Annotated in this window: 24 protein-coding genes; 17 read left to right on the top strand and 7 right to left on the bottom strand. The window is 64.1% G+C overall.

The window, feature by feature from the left end:
• Window positions 1–79: 79 nt before the first annotated feature.
• From ctaD to YUA_RS0124515, 8 genes are all read left to right on the top strand, one after another.
• Window positions 80–1,696: a cytochrome c oxidase subunit I gene (ctaD, locus tag YUA_RS0124550; RefSeq protein WP_027533060.1), complete on the top strand. Its 1,617-nt coding sequence runs from the start codon at window positions 80–82 to the stop codon at window positions 1,694–1,696.
• Window positions 1,697–1,758: 62 nt separating this feature from the next.
• Complete coding sequence (locus YUA_RS0124545) at window positions 1,759–2,703, top strand: heme o synthase (RefSeq protein ID WP_027533059.1); 945 nt, start codon at window positions 1,759–1,761, stop codon at window positions 2,701–2,703.
• 7 nt (window positions 2,704–2,710) lie between these two features.
• The gene (locus tag YUA_RS0124540; RefSeq protein WP_018644977.1) at window positions 2,711–2,875 is read left to right on the top strand and encodes a hypothetical protein; all 165 of its coding nucleotides are present in this window, start codon (window positions 2,711–2,713) and stop codon (window positions 2,873–2,875) included.
• A gap of 5 nt (window positions 2,876–2,880) precedes the next feature.
• Entirely contained in the window at window positions 2,881–3,525 is a 645-nt protein-coding gene (locus YUA_RS0124535; protein WP_027533058.1) for a cytochrome c oxidase assembly protein, read from the top strand.
• Window positions 3,526–3,589: 64 nt separating this feature from the next.
• Window positions 3,590–4,447 (top strand): cytochrome c oxidase subunit 3, encoded by an 858-nt coding sequence (locus tag YUA_RS0124530; protein ID WP_027533057.1) that lies wholly within the window; start codon window positions 3,590–3,592, stop codon window positions 4,445–4,447.
• A 97-nt stretch (window positions 4,448–4,544) separates the two neighbouring features.
• Window positions 4,545–4,946: a DUF983 domain-containing protein gene (locus tag YUA_RS0124525; RefSeq protein WP_027533056.1), complete on the top strand. Its 402-nt coding sequence runs from the start codon at window positions 4,545–4,547 to the stop codon at window positions 4,944–4,946.
• Window positions 4,943–5,689, top strand: a complete 747-nt coding sequence (locus tag YUA_RS0124520; RefSeq protein ID WP_027533055.1) for an SURF1 family protein — start codon at window positions 4,943–4,945, stop codon at window positions 5,687–5,689. Before YUA_RS0124525 ends, YUA_RS0124520 begins: the two co-directional genes overlap by 4 nt.
• A 126-nt stretch (window positions 5,690–5,815) precedes the next feature.
• Window positions 5,816–6,181, top strand: a complete 366-nt coding sequence (locus YUA_RS0124515; protein WP_027533054.1) for a nuclear transport factor 2 family protein — start codon at window positions 5,816–5,818, stop codon at window positions 6,179–6,181.
• Here YUA_RS0124515 and YUA_RS0124510 read toward each other — a convergent pair.
• Entirely contained in the window at window positions 6,178–7,518 is a 1,341-nt protein-coding gene (locus YUA_RS0124510) for a histidine kinase (RefSeq protein WP_035971840.1), read from the bottom strand. The two genes, YUA_RS0124515 and YUA_RS0124510, sit on opposite strands and share 4 nt — an antisense overlap.
• Before the next feature lie 87 nt (window positions 7,519–7,605).
• Here YUA_RS0124510 and YUA_RS0124505 point away from each other — a divergent pair, with 87 nt between their 5' ends.
• The 5 genes from YUA_RS0124505 to YUA_RS0124485 all read left to right on the top strand — a co-directional run bounded on the left by YUA_RS0124505 (window position 7,606) and on the right by YUA_RS0124485 (window position 12,892).
• Window positions 7,606–8,250 carry a response regulator transcription factor gene (locus tag YUA_RS0124505; RefSeq protein WP_027533052.1) on the top strand — a complete coding sequence of 215 codons (645 nt, stop codon included), beginning with the start codon at window positions 7,606–7,608 and terminating at the stop codon, window positions 8,248–8,250.
• 529 nt (window positions 8,251–8,779) lie between these two features.
• Window positions 8,780–10,198 (top strand): threonine synthase, encoded by a 1,419-nt coding sequence (thrC, locus tag YUA_RS0124500; RefSeq protein WP_027533051.1) that lies wholly within the window; start codon window positions 8,780–8,782, stop codon window positions 10,196–10,198.
• Window positions 10,195–11,484, top strand: a complete 1,290-nt coding sequence (locus YUA_RS0124495) for a pitrilysin family protein (RefSeq protein ID WP_027533050.1) — start codon at window positions 10,195–10,197, stop codon at window positions 11,482–11,484. The genes thrC and YUA_RS0124495 overlap by 4 nt, the downstream gene beginning before the upstream one ends.
• Before the next feature lie 38 nt (window positions 11,485–11,522).
• A complete protein-coding gene (locus YUA_RS0124490) occupies window positions 11,523–12,110 on the top strand; it encodes a GNAT family N-acetyltransferase (protein ID WP_027533049.1) in 588 nt (195 codons plus the stop codon).
• A 131-nt stretch (window positions 12,111–12,241) separates the two neighbouring features.
• Window positions 12,242–12,892: a hypothetical protein gene (locus YUA_RS0124485; protein WP_035971838.1), complete on the top strand. Its 651-nt coding sequence runs from the start codon at window positions 12,242–12,244 to the stop codon at window positions 12,890–12,892.
• Window positions 12,893–13,119: 227 nt separating this feature from the next.
• Here YUA_RS0124485 and YUA_RS0124480 read toward each other — a convergent pair whose 3' ends face one another.
• The 5 genes from YUA_RS0124480 to YUA_RS50205 all read right to left on the bottom strand — a co-directional run bounded on the left by YUA_RS0124480 (window position 13,120) and on the right by YUA_RS50205 (window position 15,754).
• Window positions 13,120–13,605: an ATP F0F1 synthase subunit B gene (locus YUA_RS0124480; RefSeq protein WP_027533047.1), complete on the bottom strand. Its 486-nt coding sequence runs from the start codon at window positions 13,603–13,605 to the stop codon at window positions 13,120–13,122.
• Between the two features lie 5 nt (window positions 13,606–13,610).
• Complete coding sequence (locus YUA_RS0124475) at window positions 13,611–14,174, bottom strand: ATP synthase subunit B (RefSeq protein ID WP_027533046.1); 564 nt, start codon at window positions 14,172–14,174, stop codon at window positions 13,611–13,613.
• 60 nt (window positions 14,175–14,234) lie between these two features.
• A complete protein-coding gene (locus YUA_RS0124470) occupies window positions 14,235–14,465 on the bottom strand; it encodes a F0F1 ATP synthase subunit C (protein ID WP_007599451.1) in 231 nt (76 codons plus the stop codon).
• 53 nt (window positions 14,466–14,518) lie between these two features.
• Window positions 14,519–15,268, bottom strand: a complete 750-nt coding sequence (locus YUA_RS0124465; RefSeq protein WP_027533045.1) for a F0F1 ATP synthase subunit A — start codon at window positions 15,266–15,268, stop codon at window positions 14,519–14,521.
• A 114-nt stretch (window positions 15,269–15,382) separates the two neighbouring features.
• Window positions 15,383–15,754, bottom strand: a complete 372-nt coding sequence (locus tag YUA_RS50205) for an AtpZ/AtpI family protein (RefSeq protein WP_027533044.1) — start codon at window positions 15,752–15,754, stop codon at window positions 15,383–15,385.
• Here YUA_RS50205 and YUA_RS48650 point away from each other — a divergent pair.
• From YUA_RS48650 to YUA_RS0124450, 3 genes are all read left to right on the top strand, one after another.
• Window positions 15,635–16,027: a hypothetical protein gene (locus YUA_RS48650; RefSeq protein WP_198029505.1), complete on the top strand. Its 393-nt coding sequence runs from the start codon at window positions 15,635–15,637 to the stop codon at window positions 16,025–16,027. The genes YUA_RS50205 and YUA_RS48650 overlap by 120 nt on opposite strands.
• A gap of 113 nt (window positions 16,028–16,140) precedes the next feature.
• Window positions 16,141–16,659 carry a hypothetical protein gene (locus YUA_RS0124455; RefSeq protein WP_027533043.1) on the top strand — a complete coding sequence of 173 codons (519 nt, stop codon included), beginning with the start codon at window positions 16,141–16,143 and terminating at the stop codon, window positions 16,657–16,659.
• A gap of 163 nt (window positions 16,660–16,822) precedes the next feature.
• Window positions 16,823–17,302, top strand: coding sequence for a secondary thiamine-phosphate synthase enzyme YjbQ (locus tag YUA_RS0124450; RefSeq protein WP_027533042.1), 480 nt, complete (start codon window positions 16,823–16,825; stop codon window positions 17,300–17,302).
• 68 nt (window positions 17,303–17,370) lie between these two features.
• Here YUA_RS0124450 and YUA_RS0124445 read toward each other — a convergent pair whose 3' ends face one another.
• Window positions 17,371–19,074: an MFS transporter gene (locus tag YUA_RS0124445; protein ID WP_035971836.1), complete on the bottom strand. Its 1,704-nt coding sequence runs from the start codon at window positions 19,072–19,074 to the stop codon at window positions 17,371–17,373.
• A gap of 306 nt (window positions 19,075–19,380) precedes the next feature.
• Here YUA_RS0124445 and YUA_RS0124440 point away from each other — a divergent pair, with 306 nt between their 5' ends.
• Window positions 19,381–20,052, top strand: coding sequence for a response regulator transcription factor (locus YUA_RS0124440; RefSeq protein ID WP_027533040.1), 672 nt, complete (start codon window positions 19,381–19,383; stop codon window positions 20,050–20,052).
• Window positions 20,053–20,185: the final 133 nt, after the last annotated feature.

The raw sequence follows: 20,185 nt of genomic DNA, 5'->3' as shown, positions 1-20,185 counted from the left end.
GACGGCTTGAGGGATTGAAAGCGACATAAAGGGCGGGACCTTCCAAAGGTCCGAATGGGACGCAAGGCAGGATTTGAAAATGGCAACCAGCGCAGCGGCACACGGCGATCACGCGCATGACCACGAGCACGCCCATCCAACCGGATGGCGGCGCTACGTCTATTCGACCAATCACAAGGACATCGGCACGATGTACCTGATCTTCGCGGTCATCGCGGGCATCATCGGTGCCGCGATGTCGATCGCGATCCGTGCCGAGTTGATGTATCCGGGCGTGCAGATATTCCACGAGACGCACACCTATAACGTGTTCGTGACCTCGCACGGCCTGATCATGATCTTCTTCATGGTCATGCCCGCGATGATCGGCGGCTTCGGCAACTGGTTCGTGCCGCTGATGATCGGTGCGCCTGACATGGCGTTCCCGCGCATGAACAACATCTCGTTCTGGCTGCTGCCGGCCTCGTTCGCCTTGCTCTTGATGTCGACCTTCGTCGAGGGCGAGCCCGGCGCCAACGGCGTCGGCGCCGGCTGGACCATGTACGCGCCGCTGTCGACCACGGGCCATCCGGGCCCGGCCGTCGACTTCGCGATCCTCTCGCTCCATCTGGCGGGCGCCTCGTCGATCCTCGGTGCCATCAACTTCATCACCACGATCTTCAACATGCGCGCGCCGGGCATGACCCTGCACAAGATGCCGCTGTTCGTGTGGTCGATCCTGGTGACGGTGTTCCTGCTGCTGCTGTCGCTGCCGGTGCTCGCCGGCGCGATCACCATGCTGCTCACTGACCGCAACTTCGGCACGTCATTCTTCGCGCCCGACGGCGGCGGTGACCCCGTGCTGTTCCAGCATTTGTTCTGGTTCTTCGGTCACCCCGAGGTGTACATTCTCATCTTGCCCGGCTTCGGCATGATCAGCCAGATCGTCTCGACCTTCTCGCGCAAGCCCGTGTTCGGCTATCTCGGCATGGCCTACGCCATGGTCGCGATCGGCGGCATCGGCTTCGTGGTGTGGGCGCACCACATGTACACGGTGGGCATGTCGTCGGCGACGCAGGCCTATTTCGTCGCCGCCACCATGGTGATCGCGGTTCCGACCGGCGTGAAGATCTTCTCCTGGATCGCCACGATGTGGGGCGGCTCGATCGATTTCCGCGCCCCGATGATCTGGGCGGTGGGATTCATCTTCCTGTTCACGGTCGGCGGCGTCACCGGCGTCGTGCTGGCGAATGCGGGCGTCGACCGCGTGCTCCAGGAGACCTACTACGTCGTCGCGCACTTCCACTACGTGCTGTCGCTCGGTGCGGTGTTCGCGATCTTCGCCGGCTGGTACTACTGGTTCCCGAAGATGACGGGCTACATGTACAACGAGACGCTGGCGAAGGCGCACTTCTGGGTCACCTTCATCGGCGTCAATCTGGTGTTCTTCCCGCAGCACTTCCTCGGCCTGTCGGGCATGCCGCGCCGCTATGTCGACTATCCGGACGCATTCGCCGGCTGGAACCTGATCTCGTCGGTCGGCTCCTACATCTCCGGCTTCGGCGTGCTGATCTTCCTCTACTGCGTGCTCGACGCTTTCATGAAGAAGGTCCCGGCGGGCGACAATCCCTGGGGTGCAGGCGCCACCACGCTGGAGTGGACGCTGTCCTCGCCGCCGCCCTTCCATCAGTTCGAAGTGCTGCCCCGCGTGCAGTAACTAAAACTCCCGCGGCGCCAGAGACGAGCGCCGCGGCTCCCAAACGAAGCGAGTTTAAATTAGTGTCCGTCCTCGACCACAACGCCATCGACATCAATCCCCGCATCTCCGAGGCGGAGGTTGGCGACTACCTCGCGCTGCTGAAGCCGCGAGTGATGTCGCTCGTGATCTTCACCGCGCTGGTCGGGATGGCGATGGCGCCGGGACACTTCCACTGGGTGCTCGCGATCACCTCGCTGCTCTGCATCGCCGTCGGCGCCGGCGCTTCCGGCGCGCTCAACATGGCGCTCGAGGGCGATATCGACGCCAAGATGTCGCGCACTGCGAACCGCCCGATTCCGCGCGGCCGCATCACCCGGCCCGAGGCGATGACGTTCGGCATGACGCTCGCCTTCTTCTCGGTGATGACGCTCGGCATCCTCGTCAACTGGATCGCGGGCGCGCTGCTCGCCTTCACTATCTTCTTCTACGTCGTGATCTACACGATCTGCCTGAAACGCTGGACCGCGCAGAACATCGTGATCGGCGGCGCCGCCGGCGCACTGCCGCCGGTGGTGGCCTGGGCTTCCGTGACCGGGACGGTCGACGTCGAGCCGCTGCTGCTGTTCGCCATCATCTTCTTCTGGACGCCGCCGCACTTCTGGGCGCTGGCGCTGTTCCGCTCCGACGACTATGCGCGCGCCGGCATTCCGATGCTGCCCAACGTCGCCGGCCCCGATGCGACCCGTCTGCAGATCCTGCTCTACACCATCGTGCTGATCGCAGTGGCTGCCGCGCCCTGGGCGCTCGGCTATTTCGACGCCATCTATGGCGTCACCTCGCTGGTGCTCGGCGCCGGCATGCTGGTGCTCGCCATCAACGTCTATGTGCGCCGCGAACGCAGCCAATCGCTGCGCGCGACCCGCAAGCTGTTTGCCTTCTCGATCCTGTATCTGTTCGCGCTGTTCGCGACCCTGCTGGCCGAGGTCGTGTTTCGGGCGCTTGCGCCGATGGTTGGGGGCGCATGAGGCAGGAATGGCTGACAAACCCGAGCCAGATGGAATCGTCCTCACCGAGGCGCAGAAGAAGAGCCGTCGTCAGCGCTCGATTGCAATCGCGCTCGCGCTCGGTGTGCTCGTCGTGCTGTTTTTCGCCGTCACCATGGTCAAGGGACCGGCGGTTCTAGTTCGCCCAATGTGAGACAGATGGATCGAGAGCCGACCATATCGCGCGATCAGAGCCGAACGGCCAGGAAAGGTCTCGGTCGTGACGTGCTGGTCGCCTCGATCTGCGGCGGCGTGGTTGCGCTGATGGTCGGCGCGTCCTACGCGGCGGTGCCGTTCTACAACTGGTTCTGCCGCGCCACCGGCTTCAACGGCACGACCCAGGTCGCGACCTCGGCGCCTGCCACCGGCCCGATCGCGCGGAAGATCACGGTGCGCTTCGATTCCAACGTCGCGCCGGGTCTGCCCTGGAAGTTCGAGCCTGAGCAGACCGAGGTCGAGGTCAATATCGGCCAGGTCACCACCATCTATTACACCGTGACCAACCAGGCCGCGCGTACCACCTCAGGGCAAGCCGCCTACAACGTCGCGCCGCTGACGGTCGGCTCCTATTTCCAGAAGATCAACTGCTTCTGCTTCACCGAGCAGACCATGGCGCCCGGCGAGAAGCGCGAGATGCCCGTGGTGTTTTACGTCGATCCGTCGATCGTCAATGATCACGACAATGACGGGCTCGGCACGATCACGCTGTCCTACACGTTCTATCCGGTGCGCGATCCGGTGGTGAAGCCGGTCGCATCCGGCGAGGACGACAAACGCAAGGGAAATCTCCAACCGCCGGGTTGACGCTCAGGGGTTGGAATAAGGGGATAAGTGCCGGACAGGCACGGGATTGAGGAGACAGACCGAAATGGCCACCGCGCAAGGCAAGCATCACGACTACCACCTGGTCGATCCCTCTCCGTGGCCGGCGGTCGGCTCCGTCTCGGCCTTCGTCATGGCGGTCGGCGCGATCACCTGGATGCATCACATGCTCTCGGCCGCACCGATCATCTTCGGTGTCGGCACCATCGGCGTGCTCTACACCATGGCGAGCTGGTGGGGCGACGTGATCAAGGAAGCCCAGTACAAGGGCGACCATACCCGCGTGGTGCAGATCAGCCATCGCTATGGCATGATCCTGTTCATCGCCTCCGAGGTGATGTTCTTCGTCGCCTGGTTCTGGGCCTATTTCAACGCGGCGCTGTTCCCGGCTGATCCCGTTCACGCAACCCGCGAAGCCCTGTTCGGCGGCGTCTGGCCGCCGAAGGGTATCGAGACCTTCGATCCCTGGCATCTCCCGCTTTTGAACACGCTGATCCTGCTGACCTCCGGCACCACCGTGACCTGGGCGCATCACGCGCTGCTCGAGAACGATCGCCAGGGTCTGAAATACGGCCTGATCCTCACCGTGCTGCTGGGCGCGACCTTCACCTTCGTGCAGGCGTATGAGTACAGCCACGCAGCGTTCTCGTTCGCCGGCAACGTCTACGGCGGGACCTTCTTCATGGCGACCGGCTTCCACGGCTTCCACGTACTGGTCGGCACCATCTTCCTGATCGTCTGCCTGGCGCGCGCCTATGCCGGCCATTTCACGCCGACCCAGCATCTCGGCTTCGAGTTCGCCGCCTGGTACTGGCACTTCGTCGACGTGGTCTGGCTGTTCCTGTTCCTCTGCATATATGTCTGGGGACATGGCGCCGAGACCATGGCCCACGGCGCGCACTGAGCCGCGACAGATCGATTGGGAAAGGGCGGCTGCAGGGCCGCCCTTTCGCTTTCCGGCGGTCGAGGCCGCGACTGAAACTGTGATAGACTTGCTCATCATGAACGAACCCGCCGGCACTCCTGAGGCCCAGCCCACCGTCCTGCAAAGCGCGTTGCGCGGGCTCGCCTGCAAATGCCCACGCTGCGGTGAGGGCAAGCTCTATGCGGGCTTCCTGACGCTCGCGCCGTCCTGTGACCGCTGCGGTCTCGACTACGCCTTCATCGACGCCGGCGACGGTCCGGCGATCTTCATCATCATGCTCGCCGGCGCGATCGTGGTCGGCTGCGCGCTCGTCGTCGAAGTCAAGTATCAGCCGCCGTACTGGCTGCATGCGGTGCTGTGGCTGCCGCTGATCCTCGCCACCACGCTTCTGCCGCTCCGCGCCATGAAGTCGCTGCTGATCGCGCTGCAATTCCACCACAAGGCGGCGCCGGGCCGGTTGGTCGACCGCGCGAAATGAGCGAGACTGCGCGCACGCCCCGCGTGGCCGGCTTCGCGCTGTTCACGCTTCTGCTGACCGCGGCTTTCGTCGCGCTCGGTATCTGGCAATTGCAGCGTCGCGCCGCCAAGCACGAACTGATCGCTGCACTCACCGAGCGTCTCGCGGCAGCACCCGTCGCGCTGCCGCCACCTGCGCAATGGGCCGCGCTCACGCCTGCGCGCGACGAATTTCGCCGCGTCAGCTTCACGGCGACCTACGCAGCCTCGCCGGATGCGATGGTCTATTCATCCGGCTCCGCCGTGCGCAAGGATGCCTCCGGTCCCGGCACCTGGGCCTTCTTGCCGTCGCGGCTGCCGAGCGGCGAGATCGTCGTGATCGATGCCGGCTTCGTCGAGAATACGATGCAGGATCGCAGCGTCGAGGATCGCGCGGTGAAAAAGCTCGTCACCGGCGCGCCGGTCGCGCTCACCGGCTATCTGCGCTTTTCGGAAGCTCCGGGATGGCTCACGCCGGCCGAAAACCGGGACAAGCGGCTGTGGTTCGTGCGCTCTCATCGAGAGATCGCGAGCGCGCTCGGCTGGGGTGCGGTTGCCCCGTTCTATGTCGATCTCGAGCAGCCGGTGCCCGAGAACGGCATTCCGCGCCCGGGACCGCTCGACCTGCATCTGAAGGACGACCATCTGCAATACGCTGTTACGTGGTTCGCGCTTGCCGGCGCCGTGCTGATCGCATTCGGCGTCTGGGTGAGGGCACGGCGTTAGAGAATCGTTAGTCCGTAGGTTCCCGGTGGGAACCCGGAATCGCCCGGGCTTTATTATTCAGCGCATATTCACGAGGGTGATCCTAAGCCGCACTGAAATTTTCCCGCGGCAAACAGGATTCTTGGCGTGCGCGATTTCGATCAGATGGGACTTGTTGTCGATTGGGTGGATGCCTGCCGCAAGGGTGACCTGGCGACGCTGCTCGACCTCTATGCCGACGATGGCGAGGTGGAATGCAGCTGCAACGGCACGCATCTCTATCGCGGCCGGCACGAACTCCAAACCTATTGGGGACCGAAGCTCAGCGCGTTCTCCTCGGCGGGCTTTGGCCTGGAGGAAATCCATCCCGCGCAGAACGGCATCGATCTCGAATATTCCGTCGCGGGCGCGCTGCGCGTACGCGCCTCGTTTCGCTTCAGCGCGGACGGCAAGATCCACAGCACGCTATGCGAGCCGGCGCAGCAGGGCTCGCACGATTGCGGCGCCTGCTAGATTGACGCCAGCCCGTCTCGTGTCGTTTCAACCGGCAGACGACAGCGCACATAGGTCCGCTCATCCGCTCGCAAAAGCGACAGCGACCCGGTGAGCGCCCGCACGCGCTCATGCATGCCGGTGAGACCCCGGCCGAAGACATTATCGGCGGGAAATCCGGCGCCGTCATCCGAGATGTCGATGGCGAGCGTCTCGCCGGCTATGCTCGCCTGCACATGGGCATTGCGGGCGGCGGCATGACGCAGCACGTTGGTCAGTGCCTCCTGAATCAGGCGATAGACAGTCTGGGCTAATGGTCCGTCGATCTCGTTCAGATCAGGATCGAGAGCAGCCGTCAGGCTGATATGCGGCGCTTGCCTTCGAAAGTTCTGGAGCAGCGTCTGCACGCTGGCCTCGAGCCCCAATTCCTCGATGTAGAGCGGCCGCAGCCGGTCGAGGATGCGGCGGTTGGTTTGCTGAAGCGCCTCGACCGATCGCATCACCTCCTGCATGGAGTTGCCGAGATTTCCCGTCTGCGGCGCGGCCGCGCTCAGCGCGATCGCGCCGGCGCGGATGCTGAACAGCAGCGGGCCAAGCTCGTCATGCAGCTCGCGGGCGAGATCGCGCCGCTCGTTGTCCTGGAGTGACACCAGCCGGTGCAACAGGTCGCGGTTGTCCTGGCTCAATTGCGCGAGCGTCGCGGCGAGCGCATTGGCCTCCTCGCAGCTGCGCCGGATCTCCGGCGGTCCAGTGATCGGAATCGGCGTCGCGTAATCGCCGCGCCGCATTCGCGTGAGGCCGTCGCCGAGATTTTGCAAAGGCCGCAGCGACGATCTTGCGAAGAGGTAGGCAATCGCTCCAGTCAACACCATCAGAATGGCGATGAGGCCCGTGAGCGCCAGAAAGCCGATCCATTTCTCGAACAGATCGGCCGACAGGTTGGGCATGAACACGATGTCGCCGACGCGCCTGCCGTCGATGATGACAGGCGATGCCGCGTCCATGTCCGGGATGGCGATCAGGTCCACGAACCATTGCGGTACGCCATGCACCTCCCGCAGGCTGTCCTTCACGGACGGGGAGGGACCTGCTTCCAGTGGACGGAACTGGATATCAGAGGAGGTGCCCAAAGAATTGACAAATGCATCGAGCATCTTCCTCGGATTGTCAGCCGCGCTGAGGGTGCCGTTGAGTGCGACGGCGACGGCCTGGGTCGAGCGTCGACCGGGCTCATTCTCGTCAGCCAGCTGGCCGGCCGCGAAGGTCTGGAGCAGCAAACCACCCATTGCCAGCGCGGCGAGAAAGCTCAAGCCGAGCGGAAGAAACAGCTGGGTCCTGAACGAGAGCCGGTGCCACATTAGGTCAATTCTAACGCGCATTGGCGGGATTTTCTCTTTCCATTTGTTCCCGCCGGTCTATGAGTCCAGAAAACAAGAGAGCGCGCGATGCAAGATACCGCCAAGCCGGCGACCCGAGTCCTGATCGTCGACGACCATCCTGTGGTGCTGTCAGGATGTCGCACCCTGTTTTCGTCCGACCATTCGATCCGGATCGACGAGGCGAGCGACGCCAAATCTGGGCATCGGGCCTATATCAGCAAGCGTCCTGACGTGACGGTGATCGACATCAGCTTGCCCGATGTCTCCGGCTTCGAGCTGATGCGGCGAATCCGCAGGGACGATCCGGATGCCAAGATCATCATGTTCAGCATGAATGACGATCCGGCCTTTGTGGTGCGCGCGGTGGAGCTCGGGGCGCAGGGCTATGTCTCCAAGGGCGACGATCCCCGGATTCTGCTCAAGGCCGTGCGCAAGGTGGTCGCGGGCGACAATTTCATTTCGCCGCAGCTTGCGGAAGCCGTGACGTTCTCCGGTGCTGCGATCAAGGCCAATCCGGCCTCGCAGATGACGCCGCGGGAACTCGAGATTCTCCGCCTGCTCGGGCGCGGCAACAAGATCGTGGAGGTCGCCGAGGCGCTCGGCATTTCCTACAAGACCGTCGCCAACACCACGTCCCTGCTCAAGCAGAAGCTAGGGGCCAAGAACCACTCCGACCTGATCCGGATTGCAGTGGAAATCGGGATGAACTGACATCGTCAGAGACCGAACCGGCTGCTCCAGGATGCAGCCGGCTCAGTCGACGGATCGGCGCCGCCGCGCGTCCGGGCAATGTGTGGACGACGGCTGATGCGATCCGCCGACACAATGGGCCGGCGAGGCGTTCGTTCCCGTCTGGCGCGTCGATCCGGGAAAACATGGCAATGATGCCAAGCGGTGCCGGGCAATCTCATCGTCGGCCCGCCGGGGCATGCCGGGAAAAACAGGAACATTCGGCCTCGCGCGCCGTTTTTCTCCTTGACGATCCCGTGACAGGTGACGATAGCTCGAACGAACGATTTTCGGGGCAGGCGCCCCAACACGGAAAACCGGGTCTGCACACATCAACGACAGACCTTCCAAGAGAAGGGCTGCGGCATCGCCGCAGCCCTTTTTCGTTGGGCATGGTGCGGCCCCGCAAAACACTCTATGGTGCCGGAAGCCGCTGGCTGTGAACTAGGAATATCGTAAAATCAAAGGCTTAAGGCCCGGATTCAGGCCGGGCCAGCCTTTGGAGGGCAGTTTGACTCGTTATATCTCGACCCGGGGCGAGGCCCCTGAGCTTGGCTTCTGCGACGTGATGCTGACCGGGCTTGCCCGCGACGGCGGCCTCTATGTGCCGGTGACCTGGCCGCAGCTTTCAGCCGAGACCATCGCCGGCTTCTTTGGTCGCCCCTATTGGGAGGTCGCGGTCGAAATCATCCGTCCGTTCGTCGGTGGTGAGATTTCGGACGCCGAGCTCGGCCGCATGGCGAACGAGGCCTATGCCACCTTCCGTCATCCGGCCGTGGTGCCGCTGCGGCAGATGTCGCCGCATCAATTCGTGCTGGAACTGTTCCACGGTCCGACGCTCGCCTTCAAGGACGTGGCGATGCAGCTGATCTCGCGGCTGATGGACCATGTGCTGGCCAAGCGCGGCCAGCGCACCACCATCGTGGTCGCGACCTCCGGCGACACCGGCGGCGCCGCGGTCGAAGCCTTTGCGGGTCTGGAGAATGTCGACCTCATCGTGTTGTTCCCGCACAAGCGCATCTCCGAGGTGCAGCAGCGCATGATGACGACGACGGGCGCCGCCAATGTCCACGCGCTCGCCATTGAGGGCAATTTCGACGATTGCCAGGCGCTGGTGAAGGGGATGTTCAACAACCATCGCTTCCGCGATGCGACCTCGCTGTCCGGCGTCAATTCCATCAATTGGGCGCGCATCGTCGCGCAGGTGGTCTATTATTTCACCTCCGCAGTCGCTGCCGGCGCACCGGCGCGCGCGGTGGATTTCATCGTGCCGACCGGCAATTTCGGCGATATTTTTGCAGGCTACGTCGCCAAGCGCATGGGTCTTCCCGTGCGGACCCTGCGCATTGCCGCCAACGTCAATGACATTCTTGCCCGCACGCTCAAGACCGGCATCTACGAGGTGCGCGAGGTGCACGCCACTGCCTCGCCCTCGATGGACATCCAGATCTCCTCGAATTTCGAGCGGCTGCTGTTCGAAGCCGGCAAGCGCGATGCGGCCGGCGTGCGCCGGCTGATGGATTCGCTGAAACAGTCGGGCCGCTTCGTCCTGCCTGACGCCACGCTCGCTGCGATCCGCGAAGAATTCGACGCCGGCCGCGCCGACGAGACCGAAACTGCGGCCGCGATCCGCGCCGCCTGGCGCGAGGCCGGCGAGCTGGTCGACCCCCACACCGCCGTGGCGCTCGCGGTCGCCGATCGCGACACCACCGACACGACCGTGCCGAATATCGTGCTTTCGACCGCGCATCCGGCCAAATTCCCTGATGCCGTGGATGCGGCCTGTGGCCAGCGGCCGCAACTGCCGGCATGGCTCGACGGTCTCATGACCAAATCCGAACACATGCAGGTGGTGAAGAACGATCAGAGCGAGGTGGAGCGGTTCGTGCTGTCGGTCAGCCGCGCCGCGAAACAGGGAGTTGCCGGATGAGCGTCGAGATATCCAAGCTTGCCTCCGGCCTGACCGTCGTCACCGACAACATGCCTCACCTCGAGACCGCCGCGCTCGGCGTCTGGGCCGGCGTCGGCGGCCGCGACGAGAAGCCGAACGAGCACGGCATCTCGCATCTGCTCGAGCACATGGCGTTCAAGGGCACGACCGGGCGCTCCTCGCGCGAGATCGTCGAGGAGATCGAGGCGGTCGGCGGCGACCTCAATGCCGGCACCTCGACCGAGACGACGTCCTATTATGCCCGGGTGATGAAGGCCGATGTGCCGCTGGCGCTCGACGTGCTTGCCGACATCCTGGCCAACCCCGCCTTCGAGCCCGACGAGCTCGAGCGCGAGAAGAACGTCATCGTGCAGGAAATCGGCGCGGCCCAGGACACGCCCGACGACGTCGTGTTCGAGCACCTCAACGAGCTCTGCTATCCCGACCAGCCGATGGGGCGCTCGCTTCTCGGCACCGCCAAGACCTTGCGCGCCTTCAACCGCGACTCGCTGCGCGATTATCTCTCGACGCATTACCGCGGGCCCGACATGGTGGTGGCGGCGGCCGGCGCCGTCGATCACAAGCAGGTCGTCGCCGAGGTCGAGAAGCGCTTTGCGAGCTTCGAGGCGACGCCTGGGCCGAAGCCGCAGGCAGCCATGTTTGGCAAGGGCGGCGCCAAGGTCGTGCATCGCGAGCTCGAGCAGGCGCATCTGACGCTGGCGCTGGAAGGCGTGCCGCAGACCGACCTGTCGCTGTTCTCGCTCCAGGTCTTCACCAACATCCTCGGCGGCGGAATGTCGTCGCGGCTGTTCCAGGAGGTGCGCGAGAAGCGCGGCCTCTGCTACTCGATCTACTCCTTTCACGCGCCCTATACCGACACCGGATTCTTCGGCCTCTACACCGGCACCGATCCCGGCGACGCGCCGGAGATGATGGAGGTCGTGGTCGACATCATGAATGATTCGGTCGAGACCCTGACCGAGGCTGAGATCGCCCGCGCCAAGGCGCAGATGAAGGCGGGCCTGCTGATGGCGCTGGAGAGCTGCTCGTCGCGCGCCGAGCAGCTCGCCCGCCACGTTCTGGCTTATGGCCGGCCGCAGACGGTGCAGGAGCTGGTGGCCCGGATCGACGCCGTCAGCGTCGAATCGACCCGCGATGCGGCGCGTGCACTGCTTTCGCGGAGCCGCCCCGCGGTTGTCGCATTAGGCAGTGGCAGGGGTCTGGACACGGCGGTGTCTTTTGCGGAAGGATTGACCCGGGCGCGTGCCAAGGCGCGGCTGCATTAGGAGCCGCGCAAGGCGCCCCGCCCCCTGGAAGCATCACCATGGCCCTCTTTCGCCTGCCATCGAGTGGACCTGCTGCTCTCGCCCCCCGCGGCAACGGGCTGTTGCTGCGCGCGCCGCAGATGTCGGATTTCTTGCAATGGGCGCATCTGCGCGAGACCAGCCGCGATTACCTGACGCCGTGGGAGCCGATCTGGCCGTCAGACGATCTGACCAGGTCCGGCTTTCGCCGTCGCCTGCGCCGCTATTCCGAGGATATCGCCGCGGACCGCTCCTATCCCTTTCTGATCTTCCGCGAGCTCGACGGCGCCATGGTCGGCGGCATTACGCTTGCCAATGTCCGGCGCGGCATCGTCCAGGCCGGCACTATCGGCTATTGGGTCGGCCGGCCCCATACCCATCGCGGCTACATGACGGCGGCGCTCAGGGTGCTGCTGCCGACATTGTTCGGTGAGCTCAATCTGCACCGGGTCGAGGCCGCCTGCATCCCCACCAATGCGCCGTCGATCCGGGTGCTGGAGAAGTGCGGCTTCTCCCGCGAGGGCTTGGCGCGCCGCTATCTCTGCATCAACGGGGTCTGGCAGGACCATCTGCTGTTCGGCCTGCTGCACGAGGATTTCCGCGGCTGAGCCGGGTCTCCACCCGCACGGAATTCAGCATTTTTCCTGCCTTGTTTTCCCGCCTTGGGATCGCCGATTTTGGCGATATAACCCGCTGACTGGCCGATCGGCCGGAATGTTGTCATGGAGTACAGCCGTTCATGAAGGAGCTTCGATCATTGCGGAAGGCGCTGCGGCGGGGTCCCGTGATCGCGCTGGCGCTGTCGGTGTCATTCGCGGCGGTCTCGCCGGTTGCGGCGCAGTCGCTGACTGACCGCTTCAAGAGCCTGTTCGGCGGCAAATCCGACGAGCCCGCTGAGCCCAAGCCGGCGCCTGCGCCGGGTCAGCCGGCGGCCGATGATGACGTCGATTGTCCCCAGGTCACGGTGCGCGCCGGAGCGTCCACTTACGGCGTCGGAGCGACGGGTAAGCCGGCCGTCGGCAACGACGTGCGTTTCCAGGCCTCGATCACCAAGATGGCGCGCGAATGCGTCCGCAACGGCGGCCAGATCACCGCGCGCATCGGCATCCAGGGCCGCGTCATCGCAGGCCCTGCCGGTGCGCCTTCCACAGTCGAGGTCCCGCTCCGCATCGCCGTGGTGCAGGGCGGCGTCGGCGAGAAGGTGATCGCCTCCAAGGCCTACCGGACCACGGTCGAGATGTCCGAGGGCGGCAGCGTGCCCTTCACCTTCGTCGCCGAGGACCTGGCTTACCCGGTGCCGTCAGTCGCGACCGCCGATTCCTATATCTTCTATGTCGGCTTCGACCCGCAGGCGCTGGCGCCCGAGCCGAAGGCGCGGAAGAAGAAGTAGATTAGCCGCAGTTTCAACTGGATCACCCGCCTTGTGCGCAATTGCGCACTGGGGCGGGTGATCCAGTATTCCAGAGACGTCAGTCGTCTATCGAGAGGCCGCGGCGTACTGGATGCCCCGCCTTCGCGGGGCATGACACCGGAATTTGCAGCTATCGCTCTGACAAAACAAAACAAAAAAAGCCGGCGCTCATCGCGCCGGCTTTTTGATTGGTGAGGCGTCCGCCCTCAGTTCAGCTTCTGGCGAACCTCGGTGATGCCCTTGGCGAGCAGATCGTCGGCGACCTGGCCCTTGACCGACTGCGACAGGATCGTGGAAGCGGCCTGGACCGCGGCTTCCGCGGCTGCGGCGCGAACATCGGCGACGGCCTGGGCCTCGGCGAGCGTGATCTTGCTCTCCGCGGTCTTGGTGCGGCGGGCGACGAAGTCTTCCATCTTCGCCTTGGCCTCGGTCGCGATGCGCTCGGCTTCGGACTTGGCGTTGGCGATGATGTCGGCAGCCTCGCGTTCGGCCGTGGCACTGCGCGCCTTGTAGTCGGCGAGCACCTTGGCCGCTTCCTGCTTGAGGCGCGTCGCGTCGTCGAGTTCGGCCTTGATGCGCTCGGCGCGATGGTCGAGCGCATCCATCGCCTTCTTGAAGACCCCGAGATAGCCGAACACGACCATCAGAATCACGAAGGCGACGGCGACCCAGGTTTCAGGATCGAAGAACATATCGACTAACCCTTCAAGGACGCGTCAACGGCGGCATTGACCGCTGCACTGTCCGGAACGACGCCGGTGAGCTGCTGCACGATGGTGCCTGCTGCACCGGCCGCGATGCCGCGGACGTTGCTCATGGCGGTCGTACGCGTCGAGGCGATGGTCTTCTCCGCCTCGGCGAGCTTGGCCGCCAGCTGCTCTTCCAGCGCCTTGCGCTCGGCTTCCGCCTGCGCATTCGCCTTGTCGCGGGATTCGTTGCCGATCGCCTGCGCCCGCGAGCGCGCCGAAGCGAGCTCGCCTTCATAGGCCTTCAGCGCCGCGTCGGACTGGTCCTTCAGCTTCTGCGCCTCGGCGAGGTCACCCTCGATCTTGTTCTGGCGCGCTTCGATCGCACCGCCGACTTTCGGCAGAGCGAGCTTGGACACGATCACGTAAAGAACGACGAAGAAGATCGCGAGCGACACCAGCTGTGAAGCAAAGGTGCTGCTCTCGAACGGCGGAAAGCCGCCACCGTGACCACCTTCGGTCTCGGTATGGGCGCCCGCCGCGGGACCTTTTGCGCCGCCATGACTCTCAGCCATGGAGATCTCCTGTTGCTGTCATGCGCGCCGCTTCGGTTGAAGCGGCGCGAAAATTCGTCCTCAGAGCGGAACGAACAGCAGCAGCAGCGCGATCAGCAGCGAGAAAATGCCGAGCGCTTCGGTCACGGCGAAGCCGAAGATCAGGTTGCCGAACTGGCCCTGAGCAGCCGACGGGTTGCGGACCGCTGCGGCGAGGTAGTTGCCGAAGATCACGCCCACGCCGACGCCCGCGCCGCCCATGCCGATGCATGCGATGCCCGCGCCGATAAGTTTTGCTGCTGCCGGATCCATTTTAGACTCCTTGGAGGAAAGATTGGGTTTTGGGTGGAAATTCCCCGGACCGCTTAGTGTCCCGGATGAATGGCGTCGTTGAGGTAGATGCAGGTCAGGATCGCAAACACATAGGCTTGCAGGAACGCGACCAGGATCTCGAGGGCGTACAGCGCGATCGTGAGCGCCAGCGGCAGCACGCCGCCGACCCAGCCGAGGGCGCCGAGCGAGAAGCCGAGCATGGCGACGAAGCCCGCGAACACCTTCAGCGCGATGTGGCCGGCCAGCATGTTGGCGAACAGACGGACGCTGTGGGAGACCGGCCGCAGGAAGAACGACAGGATCTCGATGAACATCACCAGCGGCAGGATGTAGCCGGGGACGCCGTGGGGCACGAAGATCGAGAAGAATTTCAGGCCGTTCTTGGCGACGCCGTAGATCAGGACGGTGAAGAAGACCAGGAGCGCAAGCGCTGCCGTCACGATCAGATGGCTCGAGATCGTGAAGGTGTAGGGGATGATGCCGACCAGGTTCGAGACGCACAGGAACATGAACAGCGAGAAGATCAGCGGGAAGAACTTCATGCCTTCCGAGCCGGCCGTCGAACGGATGGTCGAGGCGACGAATTCGTAGGAGATTTCGGCGACTGACTGGAGGCGCCCGGGAACCAGCTGCGTGCCGCTGGCAAGCATCAGGATCGAGATGATCGCCACCGCCACCAGCATGTAGAGCGATGAATTGGTGAAGGCGATCGTGTGATTGCCGATATGGCCGATCGTGAAGAGAGGCTCGATGTTGAACTGGTGGATCGGATCGATTTTCATCGGCGCGGCATCTCTTGGTCTGCCGGGCGATGCCGGCTGGTCTCGGTCTGCCGGCCGGGCCGGCCCGCACCGGCGAAGCTGGTGCGAAAATTCCTCTCCTCGTGTCGGATCAGCTTACGAACCACCGCGCCTTTGACCCGCGCCCGCCGTTCTCACCACATTCACCACGCCGGCCACGAAGCCGAGCAGCATGAACACGATAAATCCGAAAGGCGACGTCGACAGCAAGCGGTCGAAACCCCAGCCAATCCCCGCTCCGACAACGACACCGGCGACCAACTCGGAGGATAGTCGGAAACCAAGCGCCATCGCCGAGGCTCTGGCCGCTCTGTCTTCTCCGTCACCTGCGGGTTGCTCGGTCTTGACGTGGCGGCCGCGAAACTCGGACAACCGCTGATCAAGATTTCCGAGCCGTTCGGAAAGCGCAGCTTCCTCGGGCGATCTATCGCGATCTCCATTCTCGCCGTGTCCCGTGTCCTGAGCCATGCCACGAAGACCCGAAACGCTGCGGTTGAATGGAAACTACGCCCGCCACCCTCAAAAGCCGCGCGGACCATACTGACCGCACATAATCAAGTCAAGCCAAGTCACGATCGCGTCGTGTTCGGTTATCTGTCTGATTTTATTGTAGATATTGCCTTGCACGCCAGTGCTGCACACGGCGTGACGCCGCACCGCAGCAGCTCGCCACGCGATCTGCCGATGTGGCCGACATTTCGCCGCGGTTGCCGGGATCAAACGAGCCGCCGCCATCGTTGATTTCGCAGACGCAATTTTTGGCGGCGGATTCGAGCGGGCAAGCGGTGCGCCGTCGCCCGCCCGGGTGTAGAATTCTGCGATGTGCCAGCTTTCGCGGCGTGGCGGAGAGCGCGATGAGACCGGCGAAATCATTCACAACATCATGGTGTGCTGCGGCGATCGTTGCGGTGACGACGGTCAGCGGCACGTTGGTTGCCGCGCAATCGGCGCCCGACGGTGAAAACGGCCGCTACAGCATGACGCCAATCCCCGACGGCGTGCTGCGGCTCGATACCCGCACCGGCACGGTGTCGACCTGCACCAGGAATGGCATCGGCTGGGCCTGCTACGCCCTGCCCGACGAGCGCTCCGCGCTCGATGCCGAAATCGGCCGGCTCCAGGCCGAGCTCGAGACGCTGAAAGGGCAGCTTGCCGCCGGTCCGACCGTCTCCGGCAAGATCGACGAGGCGCTGCCGAAATCCGATTCCCTGAAGAAGGGTGAGCCAAAGGCCGCCGAGGGCGACCGCAAGCTCGAGATCCCGCTGCCCAGCGACCAGGACATGGATCGCATGATGTCGTTCCTGGAGAAGGCCTGGCGGCGGCTGATCGACATGGCCAATCGCGTGCAAAAGGACGTGTCGGGGAAGATTTGAGGACCCGTTCGGGCCAGCCATGCGTTGAGCTGTCGTCGGGCGGGCAAAAGGCGCGAAGCGCCGTGCCCACCATGTCTCCGCAACGACCAGAGGAGCGGTAGGCACGGCGCGTGCGCGCGGCCTTTACCACCCCTACGGCAGTGTTCGAATTGAGAGACCTGTGATGACATCAGCCAAGTCCGTCACGCGCTCCACACCATCGACGGCGCGCGCCACGAGCGTCAGCACCGCGACGCTGACTGTGCAGACCTCAGGCTGCGGCTTCATCGACCTCACGGCCGAGGCCGCGCAGTTCATCGCCGACGTTGATGCGCGGGACGGCGCGCTAACGCTGTTCATCCGTCACACCTCGGCGTCCCTGACAATCCAGGAGAACGCCGACCCTTCCGTCCTGGCCGATCTCACCACGGTGCTGGCGCGGCTCGCGCCGGACGATGACGATGCAGGCTGGACTCACGACACCGAAGGGCCCGACGACATGCCCGCGCACGTCAAGACCATGCTGACGCAGACGTCGCTGCATGTGCCGGTGCTCAACGGCAAGCTCGCGCTCGGCACCTGGCAGGGGATCTATCTGATCGAGCACCGTACGCGCCCGCACCGGCGCGAGGTCGTGCTGCAATTCATCGGCAACAACCAGTAGGCCGCAAAAGCAAACCGGCCGCGGATCGCTCCGCGGCCGGCTGTTTTGTCAGCGTCCTGCGACGCGACTTACATCTTGGTGATGTCGACGTCCTTCGTCTCGGGGACGAAGAAGAAGCCGACCACGGCCGTGATCGCCGCGAAGCCGACCGGATACCAGAGACCCGAGTAGATATCGCCGGTTGACGCGGTAATCGCGAAGGCGGTCGCGGGCAAGAGGCCGCCGAACCAGCCGTTGCCGATGTGATAAGGCAGCGACATCGAGGTGTAGCGGATGCGGGTCGGGAACAATTCGACCAGCATCGCCGCGATCGGGCCGTACACCATGGTGACGTAGATCACGAGGATGAACAGCAGCCCGATGAGGGCAGCCACCTGCGGGCGGAAGATGTCGAACGGGTTCGACATCTTGACGATGCCGGCGTCACCCGCCTTCGGATAGCCCGCCGCCTGCGTCGCCGCGGTGATCGCGGGGTTCGACGTCTTCGCGTCCGTGTAGGGCACTTCCTTGTCGTTGACGAGGATCTTCACCGCGCCCGCCGGTCCTGGAACCGTCGTGTACTTCACCGAAGACTGGGCAAGGAAGGCGCGTGCCGTGTCGCAAGGCGCCGTGAAGACTCGGGTGCCGACCGGGTTGAAGAGGTCGCCGCAGCTGGCGGGATCTGCCACCACCTGCACCTTGACCGTCTCATAAGCCTTTTCCAGCGCCGGGTTGGCGTTGGACGAGATCATCTTGAAGATCGGGAACAGCGTCAGTGCGCCGATCAGGCAGCCCAACAGGATGATCGGCTTGCGACCGATCCGGTCCGACAGCGCTCCGAACACCAGGAAGAAACCGGTGCCGAGCAGCAGCGACCAGGCGATCAGGAGGTTGGCGGTGTAGCCATCGACCTTCAGGATCGATTGCAGGAAGAACAGCGCGTAGAACTGGCCCGTGTACCAGATCACTGCCTGGCCCATGGTCAGGCCGAGCAGCGCCAGGATCACGATCTTGGCGTTGCTCCAGGTGCCGAAGGCTTCGGTCAGCGGCGCCTTGGAGCCCTTGCCCTCGTCCTTCATGCGCTGGAACACCGGCGATTCGTTCAGGCGCAGACGGATCCAGACCGAGATGCCGAGCAAAGCGACCGACACCAGGAACGGAATACGCCAGCCGCCCCAATAGGAGCCGGGTGCGCCGGCGAAGGCAGCCTCGCCCGTCGCGGAACGGGTGAACAGGATCACCAGCAGCGACAGGAACAGGCCGAGCGTTGCAGTCGTCTGGATGAATGAGGTGTAGTAGCCGCGCTTGCCCTGTGGTGCATGCTCGGCGACGTAGGTTGCCGCACCGCCATACTCACCGCCGAGCGCGAGCCCCTGCAGCAGGCGCAGGCCGATCAGGATGATCGGCGCGGCGATGCCGATCTGCGCGGCACCCGGCAACAGGCCGACGATGAAGGTCGACAGACCCATGATCAGGATGGTGACGAGGAAGGTGTATTTGCGGCCGACGATGTCGCCGACGCGGCCAAACACGATCGCGCCGAACGGGCGGACCAGGAAGCCTGCCGCAAAGGCCAGCAGCGCGAAGATGTCGCGTGTGGCCTGGTCGAACATCGGCTTGCCGTCGGCGCCTGCGATGGTGAAGAACTGCGTGCCGATGATGCTGGCCAGCGACCCGTAGAGATAGAAATCGTACCACTCGAAGACAGTGCCAAGCGACGATGCGAGGATGACGAACCGCTCATCCTTCGTCATGCCGGTCGACCGTGCCGACGTTGCAGCTATTGTGGACATCGTAAATGCGCTCCCCGAATTTCGTTTCCTCGCGTCCCGGCTGTCCGGGCATGCCGGATCGACCTGGGTCTTGCCCCCAAGGTAACATCGGCGTGAAACTGGCCCCAATACGACTTTCGGCCTTGCGCACTGACACGCAACTGACGGTGTGGATCTATAGTGCCGCGGCGCAGCAGACGGCTTGTGGATTAACCCCTTTTCCGCAAAGGAATAATGTGCCCTTGCATGCCACGGCCGGCCGGGGAAGAATTGACCATTGCGCCGGTCCGGACTACTGGCCGGGTGACGAACGACAGCAAGAGATCGATGAGCGCTCCTTCTACCCATCTCGTCATCGCCGATGACCATCCGCTGTTCCGCGATGCGCTGCGGCAAGCGGTGACGGGTGTCCTGAGCACGGCGAAGATCGACGAGGCCGGGTCGTTCGAGGATCTGACGAAACTCCTGGAACAGACCTCGGACGTCGATCTGGTCCTGCTCGACCTCTCGATGCCCGGCATCTCCGGCTTCTCCGGCCTGATCTATCTCCGCGCGCAATACCCGGCCATCCCGGTGGTGATCGTCTCGGCCTCAGACGACAGCGCCACGATCCGGCGCTCGCTCGATTTCGGCGCCTCCGGCTTCATTCCGAAGCGATTCGGCGTCGAGACACTGCGCGACGCCATCCTCAAGGTGATGGAGGGAGATGTCTGGGTTCCCGCCGACACCGACCTGTCGGCCGCCGCCGACCCCGACATGACGCGGCTGCGCGACCGTCTGGTGACGCTGACCCCGCAGCAGGTGCGGGTGCTGATGATGCTGTCGGAGGGGTTGCTCAACAAGCAGATCGCCTACGAGCTCGGCGTCTCCGAGGCGACCATCAAGGCGCACGTCTCGGCGATCCTGCAAAAGCTCGGCGTCGAAAGCCGCACGCAGGCGGTGATCGCGGCCGCCAAGATCGCGGGCGGGCAGTGGCGGCAGGGCACGCCGACGGGGTAAGCCTCCACAAGCCCTTGCGCTGCCCGTCGGGCAAAACGCGCCATCGATGGGTCAACCGGCTCTTGTAAAAATATTCCACTTTACCGAAATTCGGATTTGTCGTATGTATCGCCCATCCTGATCCGGCGAAAAG

It is taken from the genome of Bradyrhizobium sp. WSM3983 (assembly GCF_000473045.1).
Taxonomy (GTDB): Bacteria; Pseudomonadota; Alphaproteobacteria; order Rhizobiales; family Xanthobacteraceae; genus Bradyrhizobium.
This window is presented reverse-complemented; position numbering and strand designations above follow the sequence as displayed.